The 25189-nt window shown below is 71.4% G+C and carries 25 protein-coding genes; 14 read left to right on the plus strand and 11 right to left on the minus strand.

Annotation, left to right across the window (positions count from 1 at the left end):
• Window positions 1-39: 39 nt before the first annotated feature.
• The 3 genes from ACIPUC_RS34955 to ACIPUC_RS34965 form a co-directional block, all read right to left on the minus strand.
• The gene (locus ACIPUC_RS34955) at window positions 40-1332 is read right to left on the minus strand and encodes a DUF2637 domain-containing protein (protein WP_446594486.1); all 1293 of its coding nucleotides are present in this window, start codon (window positions 1330-1332) and stop codon (window positions 40-42) included.
• A gap of 114 nt (window positions 1333-1446) precedes the next feature.
• The gene (locus ACIPUC_RS34960) at window positions 1447-2208 is read right to left on the minus strand and encodes a DUF3558 family protein (RefSeq protein ID WP_446594410.1); all 762 of its coding nucleotides are present in this window, start codon (window positions 2206-2208) and stop codon (window positions 1447-1449) included.
• Between the two features lie 128 nt (window positions 2209-2336).
• Window positions 2337-3173, minus strand: a complete 837-nt coding sequence (locus ACIPUC_RS34965; RefSeq protein ID WP_446594411.1) for a DUF3558 domain-containing protein — start codon at window positions 3171-3173, stop codon at window positions 2337-2339.
• A gap of 192 nt (window positions 3174-3365) precedes the next feature.
• Between ACIPUC_RS34965 and ACIPUC_RS34970 the strand changes: the two genes are divergently transcribed.
• Window positions 3366-4559: an RtcB family protein gene (locus ACIPUC_RS34970; RefSeq protein ID WP_446594412.1), complete on the plus strand. Its 1194-nt coding sequence runs from the start codon at window positions 3366-3368 to the stop codon at window positions 4557-4559.
• A gap of 73 nt (window positions 4560-4632) precedes the next feature.
• On the opposite strand, the gene ACIPUC_RS34975 is transcribed toward ACIPUC_RS34970, so the two are convergent.
• The gene (locus ACIPUC_RS34975; RefSeq protein WP_446594413.1) at window positions 4633-5835 is read right to left on the minus strand and encodes a hypothetical protein; all 1203 of its coding nucleotides are present in this window, start codon (window positions 5833-5835) and stop codon (window positions 4633-4635) included.
• 308 nt (window positions 5836-6143) lie between these two features.
• Here ACIPUC_RS34975 and ACIPUC_RS34980 point away from each other — a divergent pair, with 308 nt between their 5' ends.
• On the plus strand, window positions 6144-7544 hold the full coding sequence (locus ACIPUC_RS34980; protein WP_446594414.1) for a glycosyltransferase family 39 protein: 1401 nt from the start codon (window positions 6144-6146) through the stop codon (window positions 7542-7544).
• A gap of 83 nt (window positions 7545-7627) precedes the next feature.
• Here ACIPUC_RS34980 and ACIPUC_RS34985 read toward each other — a convergent pair whose 3' ends face one another.
• Window positions 7628-8395 carry a hypothetical protein gene (locus ACIPUC_RS34985; RefSeq protein ID WP_446594415.1) on the minus strand — a complete coding sequence of 256 codons (768 nt, stop codon included), beginning with the start codon at window positions 8393-8395 and terminating at the stop codon, window positions 7628-7630.
• A 239-nt stretch (window positions 8396-8634) separates the two neighbouring features.
• Here ACIPUC_RS34985 and ACIPUC_RS34990 point away from each other — a divergent pair, with 239 nt between their 5' ends.
• On the plus strand, window positions 8635-9765 hold the full coding sequence (locus ACIPUC_RS34990) for a tetratricopeptide repeat-containing glycosyltransferase (RefSeq protein ID WP_446594416.1): 1131 nt from the start codon (window positions 8635-8637) through the stop codon (window positions 9763-9765).
• 29 nt (window positions 9766-9794) lie between these two features.
• On the opposite strand, the gene ACIPUC_RS34995 is transcribed toward ACIPUC_RS34990, so the two are convergent.
• A complete protein-coding gene (locus ACIPUC_RS34995; protein ID WP_446594417.1) occupies window positions 9795-10565 on the minus strand; it encodes an SDR family NAD(P)-dependent oxidoreductase in 771 nt (256 codons plus the stop codon).
• A 189-nt stretch (window positions 10566-10754) separates the two neighbouring features.
• Between ACIPUC_RS34995 and ACIPUC_RS35000 the strand changes: the two genes are divergently transcribed.
• Window positions 10755-11231 (plus strand): hypothetical protein, encoded by a 477-nt coding sequence (locus ACIPUC_RS35000; RefSeq protein ID WP_446594418.1) that lies wholly within the window; start codon window positions 10755-10757, stop codon window positions 11229-11231.
• Here the strand turns inward: ACIPUC_RS35000 and ACIPUC_RS35005 are convergent.
• The 3 genes from ACIPUC_RS35005 to ACIPUC_RS35015 are packed head-to-tail and all read right to left on the minus strand — an operon-like array spanning window position 11219 to window position 14015.
• Window positions 11219-12766: an FAD-dependent oxidoreductase gene (locus ACIPUC_RS35005; RefSeq protein WP_446594419.1), complete on the minus strand. Its 1548-nt coding sequence runs from the start codon at window positions 12764-12766 to the stop codon at window positions 11219-11221. The genes ACIPUC_RS35000 and ACIPUC_RS35005 overlap by 13 nt on opposite strands.
• 47 nt (window positions 12767-12813) lie before the next feature.
• Complete coding sequence (locus ACIPUC_RS35010; protein WP_446594420.1) at window positions 12814-13557, minus strand: Mut7-C RNAse domain-containing protein; 744 nt, start codon at window positions 13555-13557, stop codon at window positions 12814-12816.
• Window positions 13558-13598: 41 nt separating this feature from the next.
• Window positions 13599-14015 (minus strand): winged helix-turn-helix transcriptional regulator, encoded by a 417-nt coding sequence (locus ACIPUC_RS35015; RefSeq protein WP_446594421.1) that lies wholly within the window; start codon window positions 14013-14015, stop codon window positions 13599-13601.
• A 154-nt stretch (window positions 14016-14169) separates the two neighbouring features.
• Between ACIPUC_RS35015 and ACIPUC_RS35020 the strand changes: the two genes are divergently transcribed.
• The gene (locus ACIPUC_RS35020) at window positions 14170-15066 is read left to right on the plus strand and encodes an NADP-dependent oxidoreductase (protein ID WP_446594487.1); all 897 of its coding nucleotides are present in this window, start codon (window positions 14170-14172) and stop codon (window positions 15064-15066) included.
• On the opposite strand, the gene ACIPUC_RS35025 is transcribed toward ACIPUC_RS35020, so the two are convergent.
• The gene (locus ACIPUC_RS35025) at window positions 15050-15583 is read right to left on the minus strand and encodes a GNAT family N-acetyltransferase (RefSeq protein WP_446594422.1); all 534 of its coding nucleotides are present in this window, start codon (window positions 15581-15583) and stop codon (window positions 15050-15052) included. The two genes, ACIPUC_RS35020 and ACIPUC_RS35025, sit on opposite strands and share 17 nt — an antisense overlap.
• A 92-nt stretch (window positions 15584-15675) precedes the next feature.
• Here ACIPUC_RS35025 and ACIPUC_RS35030 point away from each other — a divergent pair, with 92 nt between their 5' ends.
• Window positions 15676-16074: a VOC family protein gene (locus ACIPUC_RS35030; RefSeq protein ID WP_446594423.1), complete on the plus strand. Its 399-nt coding sequence runs from the start codon at window positions 15676-15678 to the stop codon at window positions 16072-16074.
• A gap of 9 nt (window positions 16075-16083) precedes the next feature.
• Here the strand turns inward: ACIPUC_RS35030 and ACIPUC_RS35035 are convergent, their stop codons facing one another.
• Window positions 16084-16521: a hypothetical protein gene (locus tag ACIPUC_RS35035; RefSeq protein WP_030161262.1), complete on the minus strand. Its 438-nt coding sequence runs from the start codon at window positions 16519-16521 to the stop codon at window positions 16084-16086.
• A 304-nt stretch (window positions 16522-16825) separates the two neighbouring features.
• Between ACIPUC_RS35035 and hemL the strand changes: the two genes are divergently transcribed.
• From hemL to ACIPUC_RS35075, 8 genes are all read left to right on the plus strand, one after another.
• Complete coding sequence (gene hemL / locus ACIPUC_RS35040; RefSeq protein ID WP_446594424.1) at window positions 16826-18148, plus strand: glutamate-1-semialdehyde 2,1-aminomutase; 1323 nt, start codon at window positions 16826-16828, stop codon at window positions 18146-18148.
• On the plus strand, window positions 18145-18825 hold the full coding sequence (locus tag ACIPUC_RS35045) for a histidine phosphatase family protein (protein ID WP_446594425.1): 681 nt from the start codon (window positions 18145-18147) through the stop codon (window positions 18823-18825). The genes hemL and ACIPUC_RS35045 overlap by 4 nt, the downstream gene beginning before the upstream one ends.
• 232 nt (window positions 18826-19057) lie before the next feature.
• A complete protein-coding gene (locus ACIPUC_RS35050; protein WP_446594426.1) occupies window positions 19058-20275 on the plus strand; it encodes a hypothetical protein in 1218 nt (405 codons plus the stop codon).
• Window positions 20276-20360: 85 nt separating this feature from the next.
• Complete coding sequence (locus ACIPUC_RS35055) at window positions 20361-21005, plus strand: TlpA family protein disulfide reductase (RefSeq protein WP_446594427.1); 645 nt, start codon at window positions 20361-20363, stop codon at window positions 21003-21005.
• Window positions 21006-21015: 10 nt separating this feature from the next.
• On the plus strand, window positions 21016-21753 hold the full coding sequence (locus tag ACIPUC_RS35060) for a cytochrome c biogenesis CcdA family protein (protein ID WP_446594428.1): 738 nt from the start codon (window positions 21016-21018) through the stop codon (window positions 21751-21753).
• A gap of 13 nt (window positions 21754-21766) precedes the next feature.
• Window positions 21767-23482 carry a cytochrome c biogenesis protein ResB gene (gene resB / locus ACIPUC_RS35065; RefSeq protein ID WP_446594429.1) on the plus strand — a complete coding sequence of 572 codons (1716 nt, stop codon included), beginning with the start codon at window positions 21767-21769 and terminating at the stop codon, window positions 23480-23482.
• Window positions 23479-24561 (plus strand): c-type cytochrome biogenesis protein CcsB, encoded by a 1083-nt coding sequence (gene ccsB / locus ACIPUC_RS35070; protein WP_446594430.1) that lies wholly within the window; start codon window positions 23479-23481, stop codon window positions 24559-24561. The genes resB and ccsB overlap by 4 nt, the downstream gene beginning before the upstream one ends.
• A 25-nt stretch (window positions 24562-24586) precedes the next feature.
• Window positions 24587-25105, plus strand: a complete 519-nt coding sequence (locus tag ACIPUC_RS35075) for an SRPBCC domain-containing protein (protein WP_446594431.1) — start codon at window positions 24587-24589, stop codon at window positions 25103-25105.
• Window positions 25106-25189: the final 84 nt, after the last annotated feature.

A 25189-nucleotide genomic window follows, 5' to 3' on the forward strand; every position in this document is an offset into this window, starting at 1 on the left:
CGAGGGTGCGGGCCCTTCCGCTTGCCTGCCGCCGATCGCCTACGCGATGTGCTCGTTCTCCAGGTCCTTCTGGTAGCGCTGCTTGAACGCCGGGATCATCCGGCGCAGCAGCGAGCCGCTGCGCGGGTGCGTCACGCCGTACCCGTCCGAGAGGTGTATGTCGAGCGCCTCGGCCGTCGGGAAGTCGTTCTGCTCGTCGACCAGCGCACGGAACACCTTGTACGCGACCTCCGCGAACTCGGCCTCGTCCGGGGTGTCGGCGGCTTCCGGAGCGTCCTCGTGGCGGGGAGCCGGTATCGGCAGCTGCTCCTGCGGGGGCTCCGGCCGCGGCTGCGGCTGCGGATCCTCCGGGCCCGTCGGGCGCATGACCGGCGTCGGCTCCAGGCCCTCGACGTACTGGGGGTTGTAGCCGCCCTCGTACGCCGCCTGCGGAGCCAGCGGCGCCGCGAACCAGGCGCTGTTGTGCGCCGCGGGCATGGCCGTCGGCTCCACCGCGAACGGCGGCGGGGCGTGCGCGGCTGCGACGGCGGGGACGGGAGCCTGGCCCTGGGCCACGCCCTCCTGCCCGGGACCGGGCCCGGGCCCGGCGGCCGGGGCGGCCGCCGGCTCCAGGGCGGCGGCGGGGGCCGGGGCCGCGGGGGGCAGCAGCGCCGGCTCGATGCCCGCCGCCGCCAGCCCCTCCGGGGCCGTCTGCGACAGCGGCACGCCGATCCGGGCCAGCTTCAGCGGCATCAGCGCCTCCACCGGAGCCTTGCGCCGCCAGGAACGCCCGTACCGCGCCTGCAGCCGCGCCTGGTAGATCAGCCGGTCCTGCTCCATGCCGACCGCCTGCTCGTAGGAGCGCAGCTCCCACAGCTTCATCCGGCGCCACAGCTTGAACGTGGGCACCGGGGACAGCAGCCAGCGGGTGAGGCGCACGCCCTCCATGTGCCGGTCCGCGGTGATGTCCGCGATCCGGCCCACCGCGTGCCGGGCGGCCTCGACCGTCACCACGAACAGGATCGGGATCACGGCGTGCATGCCCACGCCCAGCGGGTCCGGCCAGGCCGCGGCGCCGTTGAAGGCGATCGTCGCGATCGTCAGCAGCCACGCCGTCTGGCGCAGCAGCGGGAAGGGGATCCGGATCCAGGTCAGCAGCAGGTCCAGCGCGAGCAGGACACAGATGCCCGCGTCGATGCCGATGGGGAACACCAGCGAGAAGCTGCCGAAGCCTTTCTGCAGGGCGAGCGCACGCACCGCGGAGTACGAGCCGGCGAAGCCGATGGCCGCGATGACGACGGCTCCGGCGACCACGACGCCGATGAGTATCCGGTGCGTACGAGTCAGCTGCATCGCGGCCACCCGCGATCCCCTCCCCTTGTCGAGCACACTTACCGAGCCTTTACCAAGCTTCGGCAGGCACAGCGTACGGGTGACCCGACGTCAACGCCTCGGGCGGGCCCGCCCCTACTGCGCGGGCTGCGGGGACTGCGGCTGCTCCGGCTGCTTGTTGGCGGCGTCGACCGAGGCCACGGCCTCCTTCACCGCCGCGATGGCGTCCTGGAGCAGCTTCGCGTGGTCCGGCGCACCGGCACCCTCGTACGCGGCGCCGTTGTAGTCGAGCGTGACCACCACGTTCTGCGCACGGGCCACGACCGTCGTGTTGAAGAAGTCCACGTCCTTCTTCACGCTGTACACGACCGAGGCCGCCTGGTCGCCGATGCCGCCGACCTCCTCCGCCTTCAGGTTCTGCGCGCCCTCGGACGCCTTCGACGCCTCGACCTGCTTGACGTACTGCTCCTCCGCGCGCTTGTTGGCGCTGCCGAGGGAGGCCTGCGAGTCGGAGCGGGAGAAGGAGATCGAGAGCCAGCGGTACTGCGAGCCCTTCAGACCGTCCTCGTCCAGACCGTTCCAGGAGCAGCTGGCCCGGCTCGCCAGGTCGTTCGACTTGGCCGCCGTACCGTTCTTGTCCTTCGCCTCCGGGACGAGCGTGTCGACCGTCGCCGTCTGGACGGACTTGCAGGGGTCCGGAAGCGTGGCGTACGCCGCCTTCTCCAGGGTGGGGGAAGGCTTCGCGCTCGGCTTGCCGGACGCGGAGGATTCGGACTTCTTGCCGCCGTCCGAGCCCGAGCCCTTGCCCGAATCGGACGAGCACCCGGCAACGGTGAGGATCACCGGGACGGCTGCGCAGGCGAGAACGCGGGTGAGGCGCGAGGCTGATCGGTGCATGGTTCCTTCACTACGTCGTGTGGGTCTTCTTCGGACACGCGGTCGGACGCGGGACCCGGGCAACGGTAGCCCGATCGGGGTGGCGGCGTGCTGTGCGCGCCGTCACCCCGGGCCGCGGCGGACCCCGCTCACTCGTTGAGGCGCTCCACCAGAGCCTGCGCCAACTGCCGTGCCCTGTCCTGGGTTTCGGCGCTGGACGGGACGATGCCGGGCAGTGCGGGCTGCACGCTGTACTCCAGCGTGACGATCACATTCGAGGTGCGGAACACAATCCGCACGGTGCGCGACTGCGCCGCGGCGGCACCGGCGGGGCTCAGCTTGTCCTCGATGAAGGCCTCGTTGCCGAGGCCGTCCAGGACGCGCGAGCCGAGCTCGACCGGGGCGGACGGGCTGCCGGACGGCGAGGGCGATCCGGCACCGCCGGGCAGCGGCGCGGCCGGGGCGGTGGGGGTGGGAGTGGCGGCGGGGGTCGGTGTGGGGCTCGCGGTCGGGCCGGGGAAGGGCAGCTTGGCGTCGGTGAGCTGGCGCACGTACACCTGGCGCGCCTTGTCGTCGTCGCTGGCGGCGGCCCGGTCGTACGAGACCACGCGCTCGAAGCCCACCGACAGCAGCCGCGTCTCCTCGGGCGTCTGCGCGCTCCAGCGGCATCCGACGCGCCGGTCGCCGTCGTACGAGGCGTCCGCGGTGCCCGCGTAGACCTGGTCGCGCTGCTCCGGGGTGAGCGACTCCGCGGTCGGGAGCATGGCCTTGAGGCGCTTGCTGTCGGCGCCGGCCTTGCAGGGCGCGGGCAGGATGCGGTACTTCCCGGGTTGTGCGGGCGCGGCCTGGTTGCCGCCGGCCTTCGAGTCGCTGGTGCTGTCGGTCCCGCTCCCGCCGGTGCACCCGGTCAGGCCGGCCGCGCCGGCCATGAGCGCGGTGAGCATCGCGATGCCCGGCAGGGCTCGCCGTACCGCCTTGCGCTGCACGTCCAATGGCTCCCTTCGACCGGCGGGCCCCCCGACGGTCAGGAAAATGCGTTGCCGCGGCTCGGGCGCGGATGGACACAATGTCTATCGCACACGCTGGTGCTGGCGCCGGTCCCCTGTCGCATTTGGGATCAAGAGCGAGGCTTTTTGCGTATTAAGATTTTTCTGTGGTTTTCGGGGGATTGATTCCGTATGTCGTATGTAGAGGTACCTGGGGCGAAGGTCCCGATCCGGATGTGGACCGACCCGGCGTCGGTCGAGGACCACGCGATGCAGCAGCTGCGCAACGTGGCCACCCTTCCGTGGATCAAGGGCCTGGCCGTCATGCCGGACGTCCACTACGGCAAGGGCGCCACGGTCGGCTCGGTGATCGCGATGAAGGACGCCGTCTGCCCTGCGGCGGTGGGCGTGGACATCGGCTGCGGCATGTCGGCGGTCAAGACCTCCCTGACGGCGAACGACCTCCCGGGGGACCTGTCGAAGCTGCGGTCGCGGATCGAGCAGGCGATTCCGGTGGGGGCGGGGCTGCACAAGGAGGCCGTGGACCCGTCGCGCCTGTACGGCTTCTCGGTGGACGGGTACGAGGACCTCTGGGAGCGCTTCGACTACATCACCGACGCGGTCAAGTTCCGTCAGGAACGTGCCACGAAGCAGATCGGAACGCTCGGAGGAGGGAACCACTTCATCGAATTCTGTCTCGATGAGTCGGGTTCGGTCTGGCTGATGCTGCACTCCGGCTCCCGGAACATCGGCAACGAGCTGGCCGACTTCCACATCAACGTGGCGCGCGGCCTGGACCACAACCAGGGCCTCGTCGACCGCGACCTGGCGGTGTTCCTGGCGGCGACCCCCGAGATGGAGGCGTACCGGAACGACCTCTTCTGGGCTCAGGAGTACGCGAAGTACAACCGTGCGGCCATGATGAGCCTCTTCAAGGAGGTCGTCCGCAGGGAGTTCCGCAAGGCGAAGGTCTCCTTCGACCGCGAGATCAGCTGCCACCACAACTACGTGGCGGAGGAGCGGTACGACGGCATGGACCTGCTGGTCACCCGCAAGGGCGCGATCCGGGCCGGCAGCGGCGACTACGGGATCATCCCGGGTTCCATGGGGACGGGCTCGTACATCGTGAAGGGGCTCGGCAACGAGAAGTCCTTCAATTCGGCTTCGCACGGCGCGGGCCGGAAGATGAGCCGGACGGCGGCGAAGAAGAAGTTCTCGGCGCGGGACCTGGCGGAGCAGACCAAGGGCGTCGAGTGCCGCAAGGACGCGGGCGTCGTGGACGAGATCCCGGGCGCGTACAAGTCGATCGAGCAGGTCATCGACCAGCAGACCGACCTGGTGCGGGTCGTGGCCAAGCTGAAGCAGGTCATCTGCGTCAAGGGCTGACGCCCCGGGGGCGAGGAGGCCCGGACCGTTGGCGGTCCGGGCCTCCTGCGTGGTGCACCAGGTCAGACTTGGGTCAGGAGAGCCACTTGCTCTTGTTCAGGCCCTTGTCGACAGGCCCTGGCTGGACGCCCTTGAGCTCATCGCGCGAGAACCTCTGGTTGAGGCTGGGCAGCACCGGGTCCACCTGTGTCCAGACGATGGGGCCAGGTCCCGGCGGGGGCACCTGGCCGTCGCCGAAGCCGGGGTTCTCCGGCACGGACGGGCAGTAGAGGAACCACTGCAGGTCACCCCCGCCGGAGGGCGAGAGTGCGATCGATTCGCACTGGGTCTCCCAGAGCTCCCCTCCCTCGGTCAGTACCTGGACGATGAGGAACTCGTCGTCACCGAGGCGGTTGACGGAGACGGCACAGGCGCCCTCGGGGTAGTCCTGCGCGGTGGGCCCGCTGAGGTCCACCCAGTAGAAGGCGCCGGGGTCCGTCCCCTGGTTGGCCGCCACGTCGCGGATGCCGATGAACGTCGAGCCGTCCCTGAGCACGGCCTTGACTTCGCTGGTTTCGTTGGGGTTGAAGGAGTCGACGTCAAGGCACTGCGCCGTTCCGGTGGCTCCGGTCGCACCCGTGGCTCCCGTGGCTCCGGTGGCTCCGGTCGCGCCCGTGGCGCCCGTGGCTCCGGTCGCGCCGGTGGCTCCGGTTGCGCCCGTGGCTCCGGTGTCGCCGGTCGCTCCCGTCGCTCCGGTGGCTCCCGTGGCTCCGGTCGCGCCGGTGGCACCCGTGGCTCCGGTCGCTCCGGTCGCTCCGCCGGTGGGGCCCGTGGCTCCGGTGGCTCCGGTCGCGCCGGTGGCTCCCGTCGCTCCGGTCGCACCCGTGGCTCCGGTCGCACCCGTGGCTCCGGTCGCGCCCGGCTTGCAGTTGTCCTCGCCGTGACGGTCGTCGCCGAGGCCCATGACGTGGGGACCGAAGTCGGGGCCGTCGTGGGGACCGCCGTTGGGACCGCCGTCGGGGCCGTCATGGCGACCGTCGTGGGGACCGCCGTCGGGGCCGTCATGGCGACCGTCGTGCGGACCACCGTCGGGACCGTTGTCGTCCCTGCACTCGTCGTCGCCCGCCGCGACGGCCGGCGCCACACCGGGCCGCAGCGGTCTCTCGGCGATGGCCAGCGCGGGGTTGGCGAAGCCGAGCATCACGATCGTCAGTGATGCCAACGCGCCGCCGGCGAGCCACCTGCTCTGCCGGGGAAGCGGGCCCAGACGGGACGGCGTCCTCTTGTCAGGACTCATGTGTGTTTTGCTCCTCGTGGAACCGGATGGGATTGACCCTGAAGCCTTGTGAGCCTCGCCCGGCATCATTCGGCAGTCCGTGCGATACAGCGGGAGGCGCGGCGTTGGATCATCACATCGGGGGCATGTGCGGAGCCGATCAGGCGAATGCCGAATTCCCCGTTCGTGGCCAGCCCCGGGTGGCGTCGTAACGGAGCTATGACTGTTCCGTGACGACTCTTACCCGTCCTGCTCAGAACACAGAGGCCCAGCCTGCAGGAAGGAGGCAAAGCCTTTCCGGAGCACGTTTCGGCCTGTGGTTGTGGCCGATGCTGGGCACCCTGGCTTTAGGGGTGTTCGGGATCAACAGCCCGCAACTGGGGACCGACGAGCTGGTCACCTGGAACGTGGCCGAACGCACCACCGATCAGATCCTGGCCCTGGTGCACAACGTCGACGCGGTGCACGCCACGTACTACCTCCTGATGCACGGGTGGACGGCCGTCTTCGGCGACTCGCAGACAGCCCTGCGCATGCCCTCGGCTCTGGCCATGGGCGGCGCGGCGGCCTGTGCGGCGCTGATCGGGGGACGGCTCTTCGGCCGGCGTGCCGGGCTGTGCGGCGGGCTGCTCTTCGCCCTGATCCCCGCCGTGAGCCGGTTCGCCCAGGAGGCCCGCAGCTACGCGCTGGTGGTCCTGGCCGCGACCTTGGCGACGTACCTGCTGCTCCGGGCGCTGGACAGGCCCCGGAGCCCGTGGCGTTGGGCGGGGTACGCCCTGTGCTTGGCGGTCGTGGGGCTGCTGCACCTGGTCGCGCTCACCGTGGTGCTGGGGCATGTGGCCCTGCTGGTGTTCCGCTTCGTCCGCCGTGAGCGCAGCGGCCTGTGGGGCTTCTGCCTCGCGGGTGCGGCCGGTGCCGCCTGTGTGGTTCCGGTGATCGTGCTGGGCAGATCGCAGGCCTCCCGCCAGCTGTTCTGGCTTCAGGCGCCGGACCTGTGGGGTCTCGTCGGCATCTGGCCCCAGGTGTTCGCCTCGGCCCTGTGCGCCGGAGCGGTGATCACGCTGGCCGCACTGGCGTGGAAGGAAGGCCGCGAGGGCCTCGTCCTGTGCCTCGCCGTTGCCGTGCTGCCGCCCCTGGTGCTGTGGGCGGCGTCCCACGGGGACGTCTCCTACTTCCGCTACCACTACGTCCTGTTCACCGTGCCCGCGTGGGCGGTACTGGCTGGCGCCGGACTGGCCGGAGTGACCCGGCCGTCCTGGCGGCCGGTCGTCGCGGGTCTGGCCGTACTGGCGCTGCTGGTGCTCCCCGACCAGCGCACGATGCGGGGGACGTTCCAGCACGACGTCCCGCACGGTGCGGACTACGCGGGAGCCGCGCGGACGATCGAGAAGTACTACCGCCCCGGGGACGCCGTGGTCTACGTCCGGGGTGCGCCGTGGATGCTCGACCAGGGCGTCCGCTACTACCTGCGGCGCGACCTGAAGCTGCCGGAGGTCTTCCTGGCGAAGACGGCGGCCGAGAACAACGAGCTCTACCCGGCCTATTGCACGCGGGCGGCCGCGTGCCTGAAGGGCGAGGGCAGGATCTGGGTGGTGGTCCCGGGCAACGGGCCGGATTCCCTGGATGCGGTTCCCGTGCACCAGGCGCGGGCGCTGCGTGCGAAGTACACCGCCTACGGGGCGGAACACCTCAGCGGCCTGACCGTCACGCTGCTGCAGCGCAAACCGTAGGTCTGGCGAGCACACGTGTGCCGTGCCCGGGAGGTTCCGAGCACGGCACACGTCATTCGGCTTTCAGCTGCGTCCTGACGGGGTCAGGGGCGCAGGGCGCTCTTCGAGAGGCCCTTGTCGGGTGCGGCTCCGTTGGCGCGGAGGGTCGTTCCCGGCGGCTGCGGGCTGGCCGGGGTCCAGACGCGGGGGGTGGGGCAGGAGAGCGTGTCCGGCTCACCCCGGACCACGTCGCAGGTGGTCTCGTAGACCTGTCCGGCCGTGGTGACCACCTCGACGATGATGTCGTTGCCGGTCTCCGCGATCGTGATGCCGCAGGGGTCGGCCGGGTAGGTCGGGGACGGCTCGCTGAGGTTGTACCAGGTGTAGGCCGGGACCGTCGGGTTGGGTGCGTTGAAGTCGAACACACCCGCCCACGCGGTGCCGTCGGGGGCCAGTACCGCCTTGTACTTGACCTCGGCCTCGTCCCATGAGGTGGAGATGTCGATGCAGCCGCCCGTGGCGCCCGTCGCACCCGTTGCACCCGTCGCACCCGTCGCGCCGGTGGCGCCCGTCGCACCCGTCGCACCCGTGGCGCCGGTGGCGCCGGTCGGGCCGACCTTGCACTTGTCCTTGTCCTTGTCGTCGCCGCCGAAGCCCCTGACGTCTTCGTCGTCTTCGTAATCCTCCTCGTCGTCGAGGCAGTCGTCGCCGCTCGCGATGCTGATGGGCAGCGGTCTTTCGGTGATCGCGAGTGCGGGGTTGGCGAAGCCGAGCATCATGATCGCCAGTGATGCCAGTGCGCCGCCGGCGACCCACTTGCCCTGCCGGGGAAGCGGGCCCATACGGGACGGTGTCCTCTTCTCAGGACTCATCTGTGTTTGCTCCTCGTGGAACCGGATGGATTGATCCTGAAGCGCTGGAGCCTCGTCCGGAATCTTTCGCACAATCCGGGCAAAATAACCGGAGGCGCGGGGTGTGATCATCACATCGGGGGCATGTGCGGAGCCGATCAGGCGAATGGTGACGTCACTGTCCGTGGCCAGCCCGGGGCGGCACCGCAGCGGCGATATGACTGTTCTTTCGGCACGGACATCACAGAGAGGGACGGGCTGTGACATCAACGGTCTGCCTGAACATGATCGTCAAGGACGAGGCCCCGGTCATCCGGCGCTGCCTCGAATCCGTACGTCCGCTGATCGACAGCTGGGTCATCCTGGACACGGGCTCGACGGACGGCACCCAGGACGTCATCCGCGAGGTGCTCGGGGATCTGCCCGGCGCCCTGCACGAGAGCCCGTTCAAGGGATTCGACGCGAGCCGCAGCGAGGCGATCGACCTCGCGATGGCCCGCGGCGACGCGGACTACCTGCTGTTCATCGACGCCGACGACCTGATGGCGGTGGAGCCGGGCTTCCGCATGCAGCAGCTGACCCACGACGCCTACCGGGTCGCGCTGCACGACGGGCCCATCATCCACTGGCGTCCGGCCCTGGTCTCGACGCGGCTGCCCTGGCGTTACGTCGGCATCCTGCACGAGTACATCGAGTGCGGGCAGCCGCACAGCCTCGGGACGCTGAACGGCGCCCACATCGTGTCTGTGGGGGGCGGGGCCCGCCTGCGGGAGGACGGCCAGCGCAAGAAGTACCTGCGCGATGCGGAGCTGCTCCAGCAGGGCCTGGTCAAGGAGCCCGACAACGCCCGTTACGTCTTCTACCTCGCGCAGAGCTGGCGGGACGCCGGGGAGCCGGAGAAGTCCCTCGAGGCCTACGACCGGCGGGCGGCCATGGGGGGCTTCGCCGAGGAGGTCTTCTGCGCCCAGCTGTACGCCGCGCGGCTCGCGGCGAATCTGAACCGGCCGCCGGGCGAGGTGATGGACCGCTTCCTGCGCGCGCACGAGAGCCGTCCCTCGCGTGCGGAGGCCCTGGGCGACCTGGCCCGGCTGTGCCGCGTGGCCGGGCAGCGCTGGCCGCTCGCGTACATGTTCGCGCGGCAGGCGGTGCGGATCCCGTACCCGGGCGACGTGCTGTTCGTGGAGTTCGACTGGTACGACTGGCGCGCGCTCGACGAGCTCGCGGTGGCCGCGTACTGGGTCGGCGAGTACGAGGAGTCGGCGCAGTGCGCGCAGCGCCTCCTCGAGGGCGGCAAGCTGCCTGCGGCCGAGCACGAGCGGGTGGCCCGCAACCTCGAGTTCGCGCGCCGCAAGCTCGGCAGGCTCGCCTCGAAGGACCTCGTGGACGCCTGATCGGCCTGGCCGGGCTCGTCCCGCAGGGATCAGAGCTCGCGGTGGACCTTCGTGTTCGAGGCCTGGGCGCGGGGGCGGACCACCAGGAGGTCGATGTTGACGTGGCTGGGACGGGTCACCGCCCAGGCGATGGTGTCGGCCACGTCGTCGGCGGAGAGGGGCTCGGCGACGCCCGCGTACACCTTGGCGGCCTTCTCGGTGTCGCCGCGGAAGCGGGTGGTCGCGAACTCCTCGGTCTTGACCATGCCCGGGGCGATCTCGATGACGCGCACGGGCTGGCCGACGATCTCCAGGCGGAGGGTCTCGGCGAGGACGCGGGCGCCGTTCTTGGCGGCGACGTAGCCGGCGCCGCCCTCGTACGTGGAGTGGCCGGCGGTCGAGGACAGGACGACGACCGTGCCGTCGCCGGAGGCGGTGAGCGCCGGGAGCAGGGCCTGGGTGACGTTGAGCGTGCCGATGACGTTGACCTCGTACATCGTGCGCCAGTCGGCGGGGTCGCCGGTGGCGACGGGCTCGGCGCCGATGGCGCCGCCCGCGTTGTTGACCAGTACGTCGACCGAGGGGTAGCTGCCCAGGGCGGCGGCGAAGGCGTCGACGGCGGGGCGGTCGGTGACGTCGAGGGCGTGGGCGGTGGCCTCGTGGCCGGCCGCGGTGAGCTCGGCGGCGAGGGCCTCGATGCGGTCCTTGCGGCGGGCGGTGAGGACGACGTGGTAGCCGGCCGCGGCGAGCTGCCGGGCGGTGGCGGCGCCGATGCCGCTGCTCGCTCCGGTGACGACGGCGGTTTTGGTGGCCGTGCTCATGTGCGGGGCTCCTCGTTCGTTCGTACGGGCGATCAACCGCCAGCATAGGTCGGGCTCAGCGGCCCCGCGGAACGTGCCGGGGTGGTGTGGGGGCGCGGGCGAATGGCGGGACGGCCCGCCCTCATTCGTGTGATGGTCCGACCGGCTGGGGCGGGTGGTGGCTAGCGTCCGCGCGTGGAGGTGGTGGCGATGCGCCGTGTTGCCGTACGGAGTGTGGTGCTGGCCGGGCTGATGGCGTTCGGTGGGGCGGTGCCCGCGGGGGCGGACCCCGGGTGGGCCGGGCCGGAGGCCGACCTGGCGTACCACGGGCGGGTGTCCCTGGCCCACGGCCAGTTGCGGATCTGGCTGGTCCCGCAGAACGAGGGGCCGTCGGCGCTGCCCAACGCGACGCTGCGGGTGCGGCTGTCGGCCGATCTCGCGGACCGGCAGGAGCTGTCGGAGGGCTGTGCGCGGGTCGGGCCGCGCGAGGTGGTGTGCGAGACCGGGCCGATGCCGTTGCACGGGCGGGGGCGGCACATCGGGCTGGTGCTGGAGCTGCGGGAGCCGACGCCGGAGGTGGTGGTGCGGGTCGACACGTGGTGGAACGGCGGGGCGGCGGACCGCAACCGCACCAACAACGAGCACGTGGTGCTGGCGCTGGACACCGGGGACGCCTACGCCTTCTGAGCGGGACCGGCCGTCCGGATGGTGGCGGGAGACAGCAGCGAGGCGGCCACGGCTGCCGCGAGTTCGGCGTCGGTGGGCTCGGGCGCGCTCCAGGCGACGTACCCGTCGGGGCGTACGAGGACGCAGGCGGTACGGGCGGCGGTACGCGGGCCCGTGCGCCAGTGGACGTGGGCGAGCGGGGCTCCGGGCGGGGTGGTCCGGCCGGGCGGGGTGACGAGGACGAAGCCGCCGGCGCGCAGGGCCTCGTAGAGCCGCTGCCCGTGCGGGCCGGGTGCGAGGGCGAGGTCGGGGGCGCGCCTCCCGGCGGGGCGGCGGGCGCCGGGCGGGGGCGGGTAGGAGATCCCGATGCCGGAGACCAGCCCGAGGGCGCGGTCCCGGGCGGGGCCGATCCGGGGGAGGACGGTAGCGCCGAGGCTGCGGGCGGTGCGGCGGACGGGGCCGGTGGCCATGACGGAGCGGACCAGGGCGCCGCTGATGCGCAGGACGAGGCGGCCGACCGGGTGGCGTTCGCGGTGGTAGCTGTCGAGGAGGGCCTCGGGGTCGGGGGCGTGGCCGTGGAGGACGGCGGCGAGTTTCCAGGAGAGGTTGGCGGCGTCCTGGAGGCCGGTGTTCATGCCGAGGCCGCCGGCGGGGGAGTGGACGTGCGCGGCGTCGCCGGCGAGGAAGACGCGGCCGCGGCGGTAGTGGGGGACCTGGCGTTCGTCGCTGTGGAAGCGGGAGATCCAGCGGGCGTCGTGCATGCCGTGGTCGGTGCCGAGGGCGGTGCGCAGGATGGTGCGCAGCTCGTCGAGGCCGACGGGGTCGGTGTCCTGGTCGCGGCCGTCGCGGTGCCAGCCGATGGCGCGGTACCAGCCGTCGCCGAAGGGGACGAGGAAGCCGAAGGCGTCGGCATTGCCGTTGACGGCGAGCAGGTCTTCGGGGGGCTCGGTCAGCCGGACGTCGGCGAGGATCATGGAGCGGACGACGGCCTGGCCGGGGAAGGGCAGGCCGAGGGCGGCGCGGACGGTGGAGCGGACGCCGTCGGCGCCGACTGCGTGGCGGGCGTGGAGCGTGGTGCGGGCGCCGTCCGTGGTGCGTCGCAGGTCGAGGGTGACGGTGTCCCGGTCCTGGGCCAGTCCGATGAGCTCACTGTCATATCGGATGTCCGTGCCTGTGGACAGCGCGCGGCGCTCCAGCAGTTTCTCTGTCTCATATTGAGGGGTGATGAGCACGAACGGGTAGCGGGTGCTCAGCCGTTGAAGGGAGAGGGGCATGCCTCCGAAGGGGCGTACGCGGTCGATCCGCTGGCCGGTGGAGAGGAGCGCGTCGGCGAGTCCGCGCGCGTCGAGCAGTTCGAGCGTGCGGGCGTGCACGGCGAAGGCTCGGGTGAGGTTGGCGGCGGTGCGGGGCCGGCGCTCGACGAGGGTGACGGAGAGTCCGGCGGCGGCGAGGTCACCGGCGAGGAGCAGGCCGGTGGGCCCGGCGCCGACCACGACGACGTCGATCGCGTCCTCTGCGTGCTCCGTGCCCTCTGCGTCGTCCAGTGCGGCGGTCATGCCCCGGCAGTCTGCCAGCCGCGGGCCACCGGGGCGTGGAGCTCGGCTCAGACGGTGCCCGAGTCGGCGGTGCCGAACTCGAGGAGCGCCTCGTCGACGATCCGCTCCAGGCGCGCGTGGTGGGCGCCGCGCCAGTAGACGCGCTCGCAGTCGGTGCACTGGGCGAAGACGTCGTAGGAGCGGTGCGTGCCGTGCTGCAGGCGGTCGCCCACGCTGTCCTTGTCGGCCTCGTGGAGCGGGCCGTTGCAGGCCGTGCAGCGGGTCCAGGGAGCGAGTACGGGGGCGAACCGGCCGAGGACGTCGCGTAGTTGGTCGTCGGGGTTGTCGCTGTAGACGTACGCGCCGGCGAAGATCTCGCGGCGGCGCAGCAGTCCGCGGTCGCGGGAGAGCAGCACGCGCTGTTCGGCGGCGGAGCGGGTGGCGAGGGCCGGGTCGCCGATGTCCTCGTTCTCGTAGGCGGCGTCGACGCCGAGCAGGCGCAGGCGGCGGGCGAGGGTGCCGAGGTGCACGTCGAGGAGGAAGCGGAGCGGTGCGCCCGGGACCTGCTGGGGGCGTTCGACTCCGAACACCTCGACGGACTCGCCGTCTTGGGGCACGTAGGAGACGGGCACCTCGCGGCCGTCGACGAGGAGGCGGCCGACTTCGGTGAGCGGGACGCCGGCCGATTCGACGACGTGGCCGAGGCTGGAGGCGCCGTCGGTCGCGGTCGGTACGCGTTCGGCGCGCCGGCTGGGCGCGGCGAACAAGCGCAGTTCGGGGGCGAGGGTGAGCTGAATGCCGGGTCCGTTCACCCTGTCAGCATGCCACTGCCGGGGTGGTGGATGCGGAGGAATTACGAGGTCGCGGTGGCCTGGTCGTAGCTCTCGCGGTGGGCGCTGACCTCGTCGAAGTGGTTCTCGGCCCAGAGTTTCACGGAGGAGAGGAGGCAGCCGAGGCTGCTGCCGAGGTCGGTCAGGCGGTAGTCGACGCGGACGGGGACGGTGGGGGTGACGGTGCGGGTGACCAGTCCGTCGCGTTCGAGGGAGCGCAGGGTCTGGGTGAGCATCTTCTGGCTGACGCCGGGGATCTTGCGGCCGAGGTCGCTGTAGCGCAGGGAGCGGTCCTCGGCCTGGCCGAGGGCGCTGACGACGAGTCCGACCCACTTGTCGCTGATGCGCGCCAGGAGCTGGCTGGTGGGGCACTCCTTGAGGAAGGCGTCGTAGGCGGAACGGGCCTCTTCGCGGAGGGCGGCGGCGGTGCGGGTGGCCATGGATGCCCACTTCCGGGTCGGGTACGCACCCCGAAGTGCGTACTTACGAAAAGAGAGTACCTCTCCCTAGGTTAGTGCTCGCGGTGAACGAACCGAACGAACCGAACGAACCGAACGAACGGACGGAGCAGACGACATGAGCGGCGAGCAGACGATGCCGGCGGTAGTGGTGAACGGGTTCGGCGGCCCGGAGCGGGTCGAGCTGGCCGAGGTGCCGGTGCCGCGACCGGCGGCGGGGCAGATACGGGTCCGGGTGCGGGCCGCCGGGCTGAACCCGGTGGACGGCGCCGTCCGCGCCGGGGTCTTCGGCGGGGCCGGGCAGCGGCTCGGACTCGGCTGGGACGTGGCGGGGGAGATAGCCGAGGTCGGCGCGGACGTGACGGGCTGGGGCGTCGGCGACCGGGTCGTCGGGCTGCACTACGGGCCGGTGAAGCCGCTCGGCACGCATGCGGAGTACGCGGTGCTCGACGCCTCCGCCGTGGCGGCCGCGCCGGCCACGGTGGACGCCGTGGCCGCGGCGGTGCTCCCGCTGAGCGGGCTGACCGCCGCACGCGCGGTGGAGCTGCTGGGCCTCGCCCCCGGGGCCAGTGTGCTGGTCACCGGCGCGGCGGGCGTGGTCGGCGGCCTCGCGGTCCAGCTCGCGGCGCGGGCCGGCCTCGTGGTGACGGCGCTGGCGGGTGCGGAGGACGAGGCACTCGTACGGTCGCTGGGCGCGGCCGCCTTCGTCCCGCGCGGCGAGGCTCCGGCCGGACCGGTGGACGGGGTCCTGGACACGGCCGTGCTGGGGGAGCCCGCGCTGGGCTTCGTCCGCGACGGCGGGGTCTACGTCGGCCTGATACCGGGCGCCGCCCCGGCGGCGGAGCGCGGGATCCGGGTCGAGGAGCAGGAGGTCGCCGCGGACGGGGAGCACCTGGCCCGCCTGGTCGCCCTGGTCGACGCGGGCTCCCTCACGCTGCGGGTCGCGGACGCCTTCCCGCTGGCGGACGCCGCGAAGGCGCACGCCCTCCTCGCGACCCCGGGCACGCGCGGCCGGATCATCCTGACCGCGTGACGGGGCCCGTCCCCCTGAGCCGGTAGCACCAGTCGAAGCTGGGGTGGGGGACGCCGGGCGGGTACTCGAAGGCGACCTCGCCCAGGCACGCGAAGCCCGCCCGGCGGCAGACCGCGTTGGAGGCCGCGTGGTCGGTGCCGGGGAAGGCGTGGACGGCGTCGCGGGAGCCGTGGGTCCGGGCGTAGGCCAGGAGCTCCGTCACCGCGGCCACGGCCAGCCCCCGCCCCTGGAACTCGGGCAGCACGCCCCAGCCGGTCTCGTAGACCGGCTCGCCCTGCCACTCCCGCTCCCAGAAGCCGATGCTGCCGACGCTCTCCCCGGAGGCCTCCAGCGCCACCCGGAACATCCGCCCGGCCGCGGGCTCCCGCGCGCTCAGGGCCTCGTACCGCCGCTGCCGGCCGGCGAGCTTGTCCGCCGGCTCCGGACCGCCCAGGTACCGGGTCATGGCGGGTTCGTTCTTGCGCTCCAACAGCCAGAAGTCGCCGGCGCTCCAGGCAGTCAGCACTACGGATTCCATGCGCCAAGGCTGCCAGACGCCGACGGCCCGGGGAGGGGGTGCGGCGTAGCATCGGAAGGGAGACGACCCACCACTCCGAGGAGGCGGCGTCCATGCCTGAGACCCTTGGCATCGGGCACCTCGCGCTGTCGGTGAGCGACGTGAAACGCAGCGCCGAGTTCTACAACCAGCTGCTGGATACGCAGACGGTTCTCGATGTGGAGGACGGCGTCGGCCCGTTCGTGGCCATCGCCTCCCCGGCCTTCGTCCTCGGCTTCCGCACCCACGCGACGTCGAACCAGGCGGACGTCTTCGACCCGGCACGGGTCGGACTCGACCACTGCGCCTTCCACGTCGCGGACCGCGCCGCGCTGGAGGCCTGGGAGTCCAGGCTGGACGAGCAGGGCGTCGCGCACTCCGGCATCGTCGAGGACCCGTCCGGGCTCCACCTCAACTTCAGGGACCCGGACAACATCGCCCTGGAGTTCTACCGCCCCGCCGCGCAGGGCTGACCCGCACGGTCAGGGCCAGACCAGGCAATAGGGCTGGTGGCCGGCCTCGTGGAGGCGGTGGGAGAAGTCCTGCCACTCGTGGAGCAGCTGGTAGACGTTGAACGCGTCGCGCGGGCCGCCGCGGTCCGGGACCGTGGACCAGATGAAGGCGGCCGCGCCCACCGATTCCTCGCCGATGCCGCGGAGCGGGTCGACCACCGTCATGGGGAGCTTGACCACCGCGTAGTCGGGGTGCAGCACGACCAGCTCCAGCGGCGGCACCTTGTGGAGGGGTATGCCCTCGATGCCGGTCAGGACCATCGCGGCCACCGTCTCCGGCTTGATCTTGGTGAAGAGTCCGCCCATGCCGAGTTCGTCGCCGCCGAGCTCCTCGGGGCGCATCGTGACCGGGACGCGGGCGGCCGTCGCGCCGTCGGGGGCGCCGAAGTACTTGTACGTCACCCCCATGCCGCGGCCCCTGGGGAGGCCGTCCGGCGCCTGGGTCGGACCCGGGACCGCGTCGGCCGCCTCGGTGGAGCGGCGGCGGTGCTTGCCCCGGCGGCGGGATTCGCGGGCTTCGCGGGCGCGCTGGGGGTCGAGGCCGTCCGTACCCTCGCCCGGTCCACCACCGCGTTGCATATCTCCACCCGACTGGTCTTGCTTGCCCCGGCCCCGTGGCCCCCGCCACGCAGCCTGATCATCATGGCAGTGACCTCCCCCGCGGCGGCGCGGTGAAACGCCCGTCCGCAAGTCTGTCGCGGCCTCTGAGACCATGGCTGGTGTGAGCTACCCGTACCCGTATGAAGCCCCAGTTTCGCAGACGCTCTTCGAGCGCGCCTCCCTCGTGACCCCCGGCGGCGTGAACTCTCCGGTGCGCGCCTTCCGCGCCGTGGGCGGTACGCCCCGGTTCATGGTGTCCGGCACCGGTCCGTACCTCACCGACGCCGATGGTCGCGAGTACGTCGACCTCGTGTGCTCGTGGGGACCGATGATCCTCGGCCACTCCCACCCCGAGGTGATCGAGGCGGTCCAGGCCGCCGTCGCCCGCGGAACGTCCTTCGGCACGCCCGGCGAGGGCGAGGTCGCCCTCGCCGAGGAGATCGTCGCCCGGATCGAACCCGTCGAGCAGGTCCGGCTGGTGTCGTCGGGGACCGAGGCGACCATGTCCGCGATCCGCCTGGCGCGCGGTTTCACGGGCCGGGCCAAGGTCGTGAAGTTCGCCGGCTGCTACCACGGCCACGTGGACGCGCTGCTGGCCGCCGCCGGTTCCGGGCTCGCGACCTTCGCACTGCCGGACACCCCCGGCGTGACGGGCGCGCAGGCGGGCGACACGATCGTGCTGCCCTACAACGACATCGACGCGGTCCGGGCGGCCTTCGCCGCGCACCCCGGCGAGATCGCCTGCGTGATCACCGAGGCCGCGCCCGGCAACATGGGCGTCGTGACCCCGGCCGAGGGCTTCAACCAGGGGCTCGCCGACCTTTGCCGCGAGAACGGCGCCCTGTACATCTCCGACGAGGTCATGACCGGTTTCCGGACCTCCCGCGCCGGCTGGTACGGGGTGGACGGGGTCAAGCCGGACCTGATGACCTTCGGCAAGGTCATGGGCGGCGGCTTCCCGGCCGCGGCCTTCGGCGGCCGGGCGGACGTGATGGGCCACCTGGCCCCGGCCGGGCCCGTCTACCAGGCCGGCACGCTCTCCGGCAACCCGATCGCCACCGCCGCCGGCCTCGCTCAGCTGCGCCTGCTGGACGCGGCCGCGTACGAGAAGGTCGACGCGGTGTCGGCCGAGATCCAGGGCCTGGTCACGGCGGCGCTGAGCAAGGAGGGCGTGGCGCACCGGCTGCAGACCGCGTCCAACATGTTCTCCGTGTTCTTCACCGAGGACGAGGTCAGGAACTACGACGACGCGAAGCAGCAGGAGAGCTTCCGCTTCAACGGGTTCTTCCACTCGATGCTGGCGCAGGGCGTCTACCTGCCGCCGTCCGCGTTCGAGTCCTGGTTCGTGTCCACCGCCCACGACGAGCGGGCGGTCGAGCGGATCGCGGCCGCCCTGCCGGCCGCCGCCCGGGCCGCCGCGGAGGCCACCGCATGAGCAGCAGCGAGATCACCGTCGTCCACCTGGTGCGTCACGGCGAGGTGCACAACCCGGACGGGGTCCTGTACGGGCGCCGCGATGGCTACCACCTGTCGGAGCTCGGCCGGCAGATGGCCGACCGGGTCGCCGAGCACCTGGAGAGCCGGGACATCACCTACGTGGTGTCCTCCCCGCTGGAGCGCGCCCAGGAGACGGCGGCGCCGATCGCCAAGAGCCACGGCCTGGACCTGGCCACGGACCGGCGCCTGCTGGAGGCGGAGAACGTCTTCGAGGGCAAGACCTTCGGCGTCGGCGACGGGGCGCTGCGCAAGCCCGGCAACTGGAAGCACCTGACGAACCCGTTCAAGCCCTCCTGGGGCGAGCCGTACGTCGAGCAGGTGGTCCGGATGACGAGCGCGCTGGAGGCCGCGCGCGACGCGGCCCGCGGCCACGAGGCGGTGGCGGTCAGCCACCAGCTGCCGATCTGGATCGTGCGCAGCTTCGCGGAGAAGCGCCGGCTGTGGCACGACCCGCGCCGCCGCCAGTGCACGCTCGCCTCGATGACGTCGTTCACGTACCAGGGCGACCAGCTGGTGTCGGTGGGCTACAGCGAGCCGGCCCGGGACCTGGTGCCGGCGCACCTGCTGGCCGGGGCGAAGCCGGTGAAGGGGAAGTCCAAGGCCTTCGGCGCCTGATCCGCAGCCTGTGTCCGCAGCCTGTGTCCGCAGCCTGTGCATCCACAGCCTGTGGATGCACGCACTGTGGATCCCCCGATCGCGTTGATCCACATTCTGTGACGATCCGTTACAGCTTTGCCTAAATAAATACAAGACGCGCGGGAATGACCGTGTCAGCGCACAAACTCAGGCTAATTGTCCGTTTATATGACGAGACGTGAGCCTTTGGGTCTGACGACGGGACGGTGACATGCGCGACTTCAGTCGAAGGGGAGTGCTCGGGCTCGGACTGGGTGCCGCTGCCGCGGGCATCACGGGATGCGGCGGCGGTGGATCCGGCCCGGGCAAACCGGGCCCGCTGGGTCCCGAGACCCCCGGTCAGCCCCCGGCCAAGCCGATCGGCGACGGCTCCACCGCCGACACCGGCCCGCAGCCCAACCAGCCCGACAAGCCCGTGCCCCTCCAGCCGGGCGAGACCCCGCCGCAGTTCGTCGTGTTCAGCTGGGACGGTGCCGGGGAGATCGGCAACGGCCTCTTCCCCCGCTTCCTCAAGCTCGCCAAGGACCACGGCGCGGGCATGACCTTCTTCCTCTCCGGCATCTACCTCCTGCCCGAGTCGAAGAAGAGCCTCTACCAGCCGCCCAACAACCCCGTCGGGGCCTCGGACATCGGCTACCTCAAGGACGAGAACGTCCGCGCCACCCTCACCCACGTCCGCGAGGCCTGGCTCGACGGGCACGAGATAGGCACCCACTTCAACGGCCACTTCTGCGGCGGCTCCGGCTCGGTCGGCAGGTGGACCCCGGACGACTGGCAGAGCGAGATCGACCAGGCCGTGTCCTTCGTCACCCACTGGCGCACGAACACCGGCTTCACCGACCTCGAACCCCTGCCCTTCGACTACCGCAAGGAACTGGCCGGCGCCCGCACCCCGTGCCTGCTCGGCCAGGACAACCTGCTGCCGACCGCCCGCGCACTGGGCTGGCGCTACGACTCCAGCTCGCCCGGCGGCCTCCAGGTCTGGCCGGTGAAGAAGGCGGGCGTCTGGGATCTGCCGCTGCAGTCGCTGCCCTTCCCCGGGCACTCCTTCGAGGTGCTGTCGATGGACTACAACATCCTCGCCAACCAGTCGAAGAACACCACCAGGGGCGTCCCCGCCAACTACCCGGGCTGGCGCACCCAGGCCACCGCCACCTACCTCGGCGGCTTCCGCCGGGCTTACGAGACCAACCGCGCACCGCTCTTCATCGGCAACCACTTCGAGGAGTGGAACGGCGGCATCTACATGGACGCCGTCGAGGAAGCCCTCAAGGGCATGGCGGACAAAAGGGATGTACGCCTCGTATCCTTCCGGCAGTTCACCGACTGGCTGGACGTCCAGGACCCCAAGGTGCTCGCCAAGCTCCGCGCGCTCGGCCCCGGCCAGTCGCCCGCCGTCGGCTGGGCCTCGTACCTCGCGGCCGCCTGACCGGTTGACCATCGCCTGACCAGGGCATTGACACCCGTGCGGGGGGTGCGGTAGATCGGCGAACCGCTCATGCGAAACTTTTCACATGAGCCTTAGCCGCGCCCGCGTCCGTCGAAGTAGCTGCCGCTCGACCAGCGGCCGCGCCCTCCTGCTGACCGCGGTGACCGTCGCGGGTGCCCTCACCCTCTCGGCGTGCACCGATGCGGACGGCGGCGGCAAGCCGACCGGCAGTTCCGGCGGCAACTACGTCACGGGCCCGAGCGGCATCGCCCGGGTGGCCAAGGGGGAGCGGGACGAGGCCCCGAAGCTCGACGGGGAGACCGTCGACGGCAAGGCCCTCGACACCACCACGCTCAAGGGCAAGGTCGTCGTCCTCAACGTGTGGGGCTCCTGGTGCCCGCCGTGCCGCCAGGAGGCCCCGTACTTCGCGAAGGTCTCCAAGGAGCTCGGCGAGGCCGGCAAGGACGTGGCCTTCGTCGGCATCAACACCCGCGACAACAGCAAGCAGAACGCGGCGTCCTTCGAGGCGGATTACGGGATCACCTACCCGAGCTTCTACGACCCCGACGGCAAGCTGATGCTCCGCTTCCCCAAGGGCACGCTCAACCCGCAGGCCATCCCCTCGACGATCGTCCTCGACAAGGAGGGCAGGATCGCCGCCCGCGCCCTGGTCGCGGTCAGCGAGGAGACCCTGCGCTCGATGATCGACCCGATCCTCGCGGAGAAGTGAGCAGGCCGGCGTGAACACGACGGTCCTCAGCGGCGCCCTGCTGCTCGCCCTGCCCATCTCGGTCCTCGCCGGGCTGGTCTCCTTCTTCTCGCCCTGCGTGCTCCCGCTCGTCCCCGGCTACCTCTCCTACGTGACCGGCGTGAGCGGCGCCGACCTCGCCGAGGCCCGGCGCGGGCGGATGCTGGCCGGCGCGAGCCTGTTCATCGCGGGCTTCACCGCCGTCTTCGTCTCCACCGGAGCCCTGTTCGGCTACTTCGGCGCCACCCTCCAGGACAACAAGGAGATCATTTCCCGGATCCTGGGCGGGGTGGTGATCCTCATGGGGCTCTTCTTCATGGGGGCGATCCCGGGGCTGACGATGCGGGAGTTCCGCTTCCACAAGAAGCCCACGGCCGGCCTTCTCGGCGCGCCCCTGCTGGGCGTCCTCTTCGGCGTCGGCTGGACCCCCTGCATGGGTCCGACCCTCGCTGCCGTCAACACCCTCTCCATCGACCAGGCGAGCGCCGGCCGCGGGGCGCTGCTGACCGTCGCCTACTGCCTCGGCCTCGGCCTGCCCTTCATCCTCGCCGCGATCGCCTTCCGCAAGGCGCTCGGCGCATTCGGCTGGGTGAAGAAGCACTATGCGTGGGTGATGCGCATAGGTGGCGGCATGCTGGTCCTCACCGGTCTGCTGCTCGTCACAGGTTTGTGGGACAGCATCGTCAGCGACATGCAGAGCTGGACCCAAGGCTTCACGGTGGGGATCTGAGGACTACACGGACATGAGTACGACAGACAACGCGTCCACCGAGGCGTCGCACGAGCCCGCCGAGCCCGCCGAGCCGGAACTCGGCGCGGCCGGCTCCCAGCTCTCCACCGCCCCCGTCGAGGACAGCGGTCCCGTCGGCATCGGCGTGACCGGCTGGGCCCGCTGGGTCTGGCGCCAGCTCACCTCCATGCGGGTGGCGCTGATCCTGCTCTTCATGCTGTCCCTCGGCGCGATCCCCGGATCCCTCATCCCGCAGAACTCCGTCGACCTGATGAAGGTCGCCGAGTGGAAGAAGACCCACGCGTCCTGGGTGAGCGTCGCCGAGAAGCTCCAGCTCTTCGACGTCTACACGTCGTTCTGGTTCTCCGCGATCTACATCCTGCTGTTCGTCTCGCTCATCGGCTGCATCCTGCCCCGCTCCTGGCAGTTCGTCGGTCAGCTCCGGGGCCGCCCGCCGGCCGCCCCCCGCCGGCTCGACCGGCTCCCCGCGCACACCACGTGGCGCACCGAGAAGTCCCCCGAGGAGGTCCTCGCGTACGCGAAGGCGCTGCTCGGCGCGCGCCGCTTCCGCACCGAGTCCGGCCGGGGCCACGTCGCGGCGGAGAAGGGCTACCTCCGCGAGGCCGGGAACCTGATCTTCCACATCGCGCTCATCGTGATGCTCGTGGCCTTCGCCTGGGGCAAGCTCTTCATGTCCGAGGGCGGCAAGCTCGTCCTGCGCGGCGGCGGCTTCTCGAACACGCTCACCCAGTACGACGACTTCAAGTCGGGCAGCATGTTCCACCCCGACGACCTGCCGCCCTTCAGCTTCACCCTCGACAAGTTCGACGCCACGTACGAGGCGAGCGGCCCGCAGAAGGGCACCCCGCGCGACTTCAAGGCGTACGTCACCTACAGCGAGGGCGCCCACGGCACGCCGAAGAAGGCCGAGATCGAGGTCAACAAGCCCCTCGAGATCGACGGCTCCAAGGTCTACCTGCTCGGCCACGGATACGCACCGGTCATCTCGGTGACCGATCCCACCGGCAAGGTGGTCTACAAGGACGCCGTGCCGATGCTGCCCCAGGACGCGAACCTCACCTCGGCCGGCGCCATCAAGGTCACCGACGGCTACCGGAACAAGAACGGCGAGAAGGAGCAGCTCGGCTTCTCCGCCCAGTTCGTGCCGACCTTCGCGGGCAAGGGCAAGGGCACGATGCTCTCCCAGTTCCCGGCCGCCGACTTCCCGGTGGTCGCCCTGAACGCCTACCACGGCAGCCTCGGCGTGGACTCGGGCCTGCCGCAGAACGTGTACCAGCTGAACACGTCCAAGATGCAGCAGTTCATGAAGGAGAACGGCGACCCGCTCGCCAAGATGCTGCTGCCCGGGGAGTCCATGGAGCTGCCCGACGGCGCCGGCACCGTGAAGTTCGAGAGCATCGAGCGCTGGGCCACCTTCTCCGTCACCCACCAGCCCGGCAGCGGCCTCGCCCTGGCGGGCGCGATCGCGGCCATCGCGGGCCTGGCCGGATCGCTGTTCATCCAGCGCCGCCGGATCTGGGTCCGCGCGGTGACCGGCGAGGACGGCGTCACCGTCGTCGAGATGGCGGGCCTCGGCCGCAGCGAGTCCGCCAGGCTCCCGGAGGAACTGGCGGGGATCGCCGCCACGCTGCACGAGCAGGCGCCGACCGCGACGCCCGCCGAACCCGTCGAACCCGTCGAAGAAACCCCCGAAGGAGAGCGCGGATGACGCCGCTCGCTGCCGCAGCCAACGAGAACCTGGCTCAGATCAGCAACTACCTGGTCTATTCGTCGATGGCGGTCTACATGCTCGCCTTCTTCGCGCACATCGCGGAGTGGACCTTCGGCAGCCGCAGCAAGGTGGCCCGTACGGCCGCCGCGCTGACCCCGGCCAAGGCCGCAGCCGCCCCCGCCGTCCAGGTCCGGGGCAAGGCGGGCGGCACGGCCGTCCTCGACAAGCCGAAGGTCGTCACCCGCTCCGCCGCGGGCACCCGTGACGTGCCCGACGGCCCGGGCGCCGCGGGCGGCACCGTGCAGGGCGACCTGTACGGGCGGATCGCGATCTCGCTGACCGCGCTCGCCTTCGTCCTGGAGGCGGCGGGCGTCGTCGCCCGCGCGATGTCGGTGCAGCGGGCCCCCTGGGGCAACATGTACGAGTTCTCGATCACCTTCTCCACGGTGGCCGTCGGCGCGTACCTGGTGCTGCTCGCGCTGAAGAAGAACGTCCGCTGGCTCGGCCTGATCCTGGTCACCACCGTCCTGCTCGACCTCGGCATCGCCGTGACCTGGCTCTACACCGAGAGCGACCAGCTGGTCCCGGCCCTGCACTCGTACTGGCTGTGGATCCACGTCTCCACCGCGATCTTCTGCGGCGCCGTCTTCTACATCGGCGCGGCCGGCGCGGTCCTCTACCTCTTCCGCGACGCGTACGAGAGCCAGCTGGAGGCCGGGCGCACGCCCGGCAGGTTCCGCTCCTCGGTACTGGAGCGGCTGCCCTCGGCGGCCTCGCTCGACAAGTTCTCGTACCGCATCAACGCGGCCGTGTTCCCGCTGTGGACCTTCACGATCATCGCGGGCGCGATCTGGGCGGGCGACGCCTGGGGCCGCTACTGGGGCTGGGACCCCAAGGAGGTCTGGTCCTTCGTGACCTGGGTGGCGTACGCCTGCTACCTGCACGCGCGGGCCACCGCGGGCTGGAAGGGCCGCAAGGCCGCCTACCTGGCGCTCTTCGCCTTCGCCTGCTGGATCTGGAACTACTACGGCGTGAACATCCTGCTCAGCGGCAAGCACTCGTACGCGGGCGTCTGACCGGCAGGAGTGGGACGCTGGTGTCATGCCTCCTGTGAGTCATGGCACCAGCGAGAGCCGCGGCGAGGACCGCTGGCGGATCCGGTTCGAGCTGCACCTGCCGTATGCCTACGAAGCGCTGTGGCCGGCCCTGACGACACCGGACGGACTGCGCGGCTGGCTGGCCGAGGCGGAGGTCCTGGAGCGCCGGCTCGGCGGGGCCGTCACCCTGCGCGCGCCGGCAGGGCTTTTTCACGGCATCGGGACGGTGGCCGACGGGCGGGTCACGGCCTGGGACGTCGAGCGGGTCGTGGAGTACACGGTGAGCGGGCACGAGCGGATCCGCTTCCACCTGGAGCCGGTGGGCACCGACTCGACGGTCATCCGCTTCGTGAACGAGCGGGGCGGAACCGACAGCGAGCGGCTGGACTGCCTGGCCGGCTGGCACGAGCACTTCGAGCTGCTGGAGTCCGCGCTGGCCGGACGGCCGGCGAACTGGGCCGCCTGGACCGACACCCGCCGGGCCGAGCTGCGCCAGGACTACGCGTCCCCCTCCAGGACGTAGGAGCTGCGCGCCCGCGGGGGCCGCTCGTCGCGGCGCAGCTCCCGGGTCGCCGGGCCGGAGATGCGCCGGCCCCGGATGCGGCGG

It is taken from the genome of Streptomyces sp. LARHCF249, assembly GCF_052871255.1.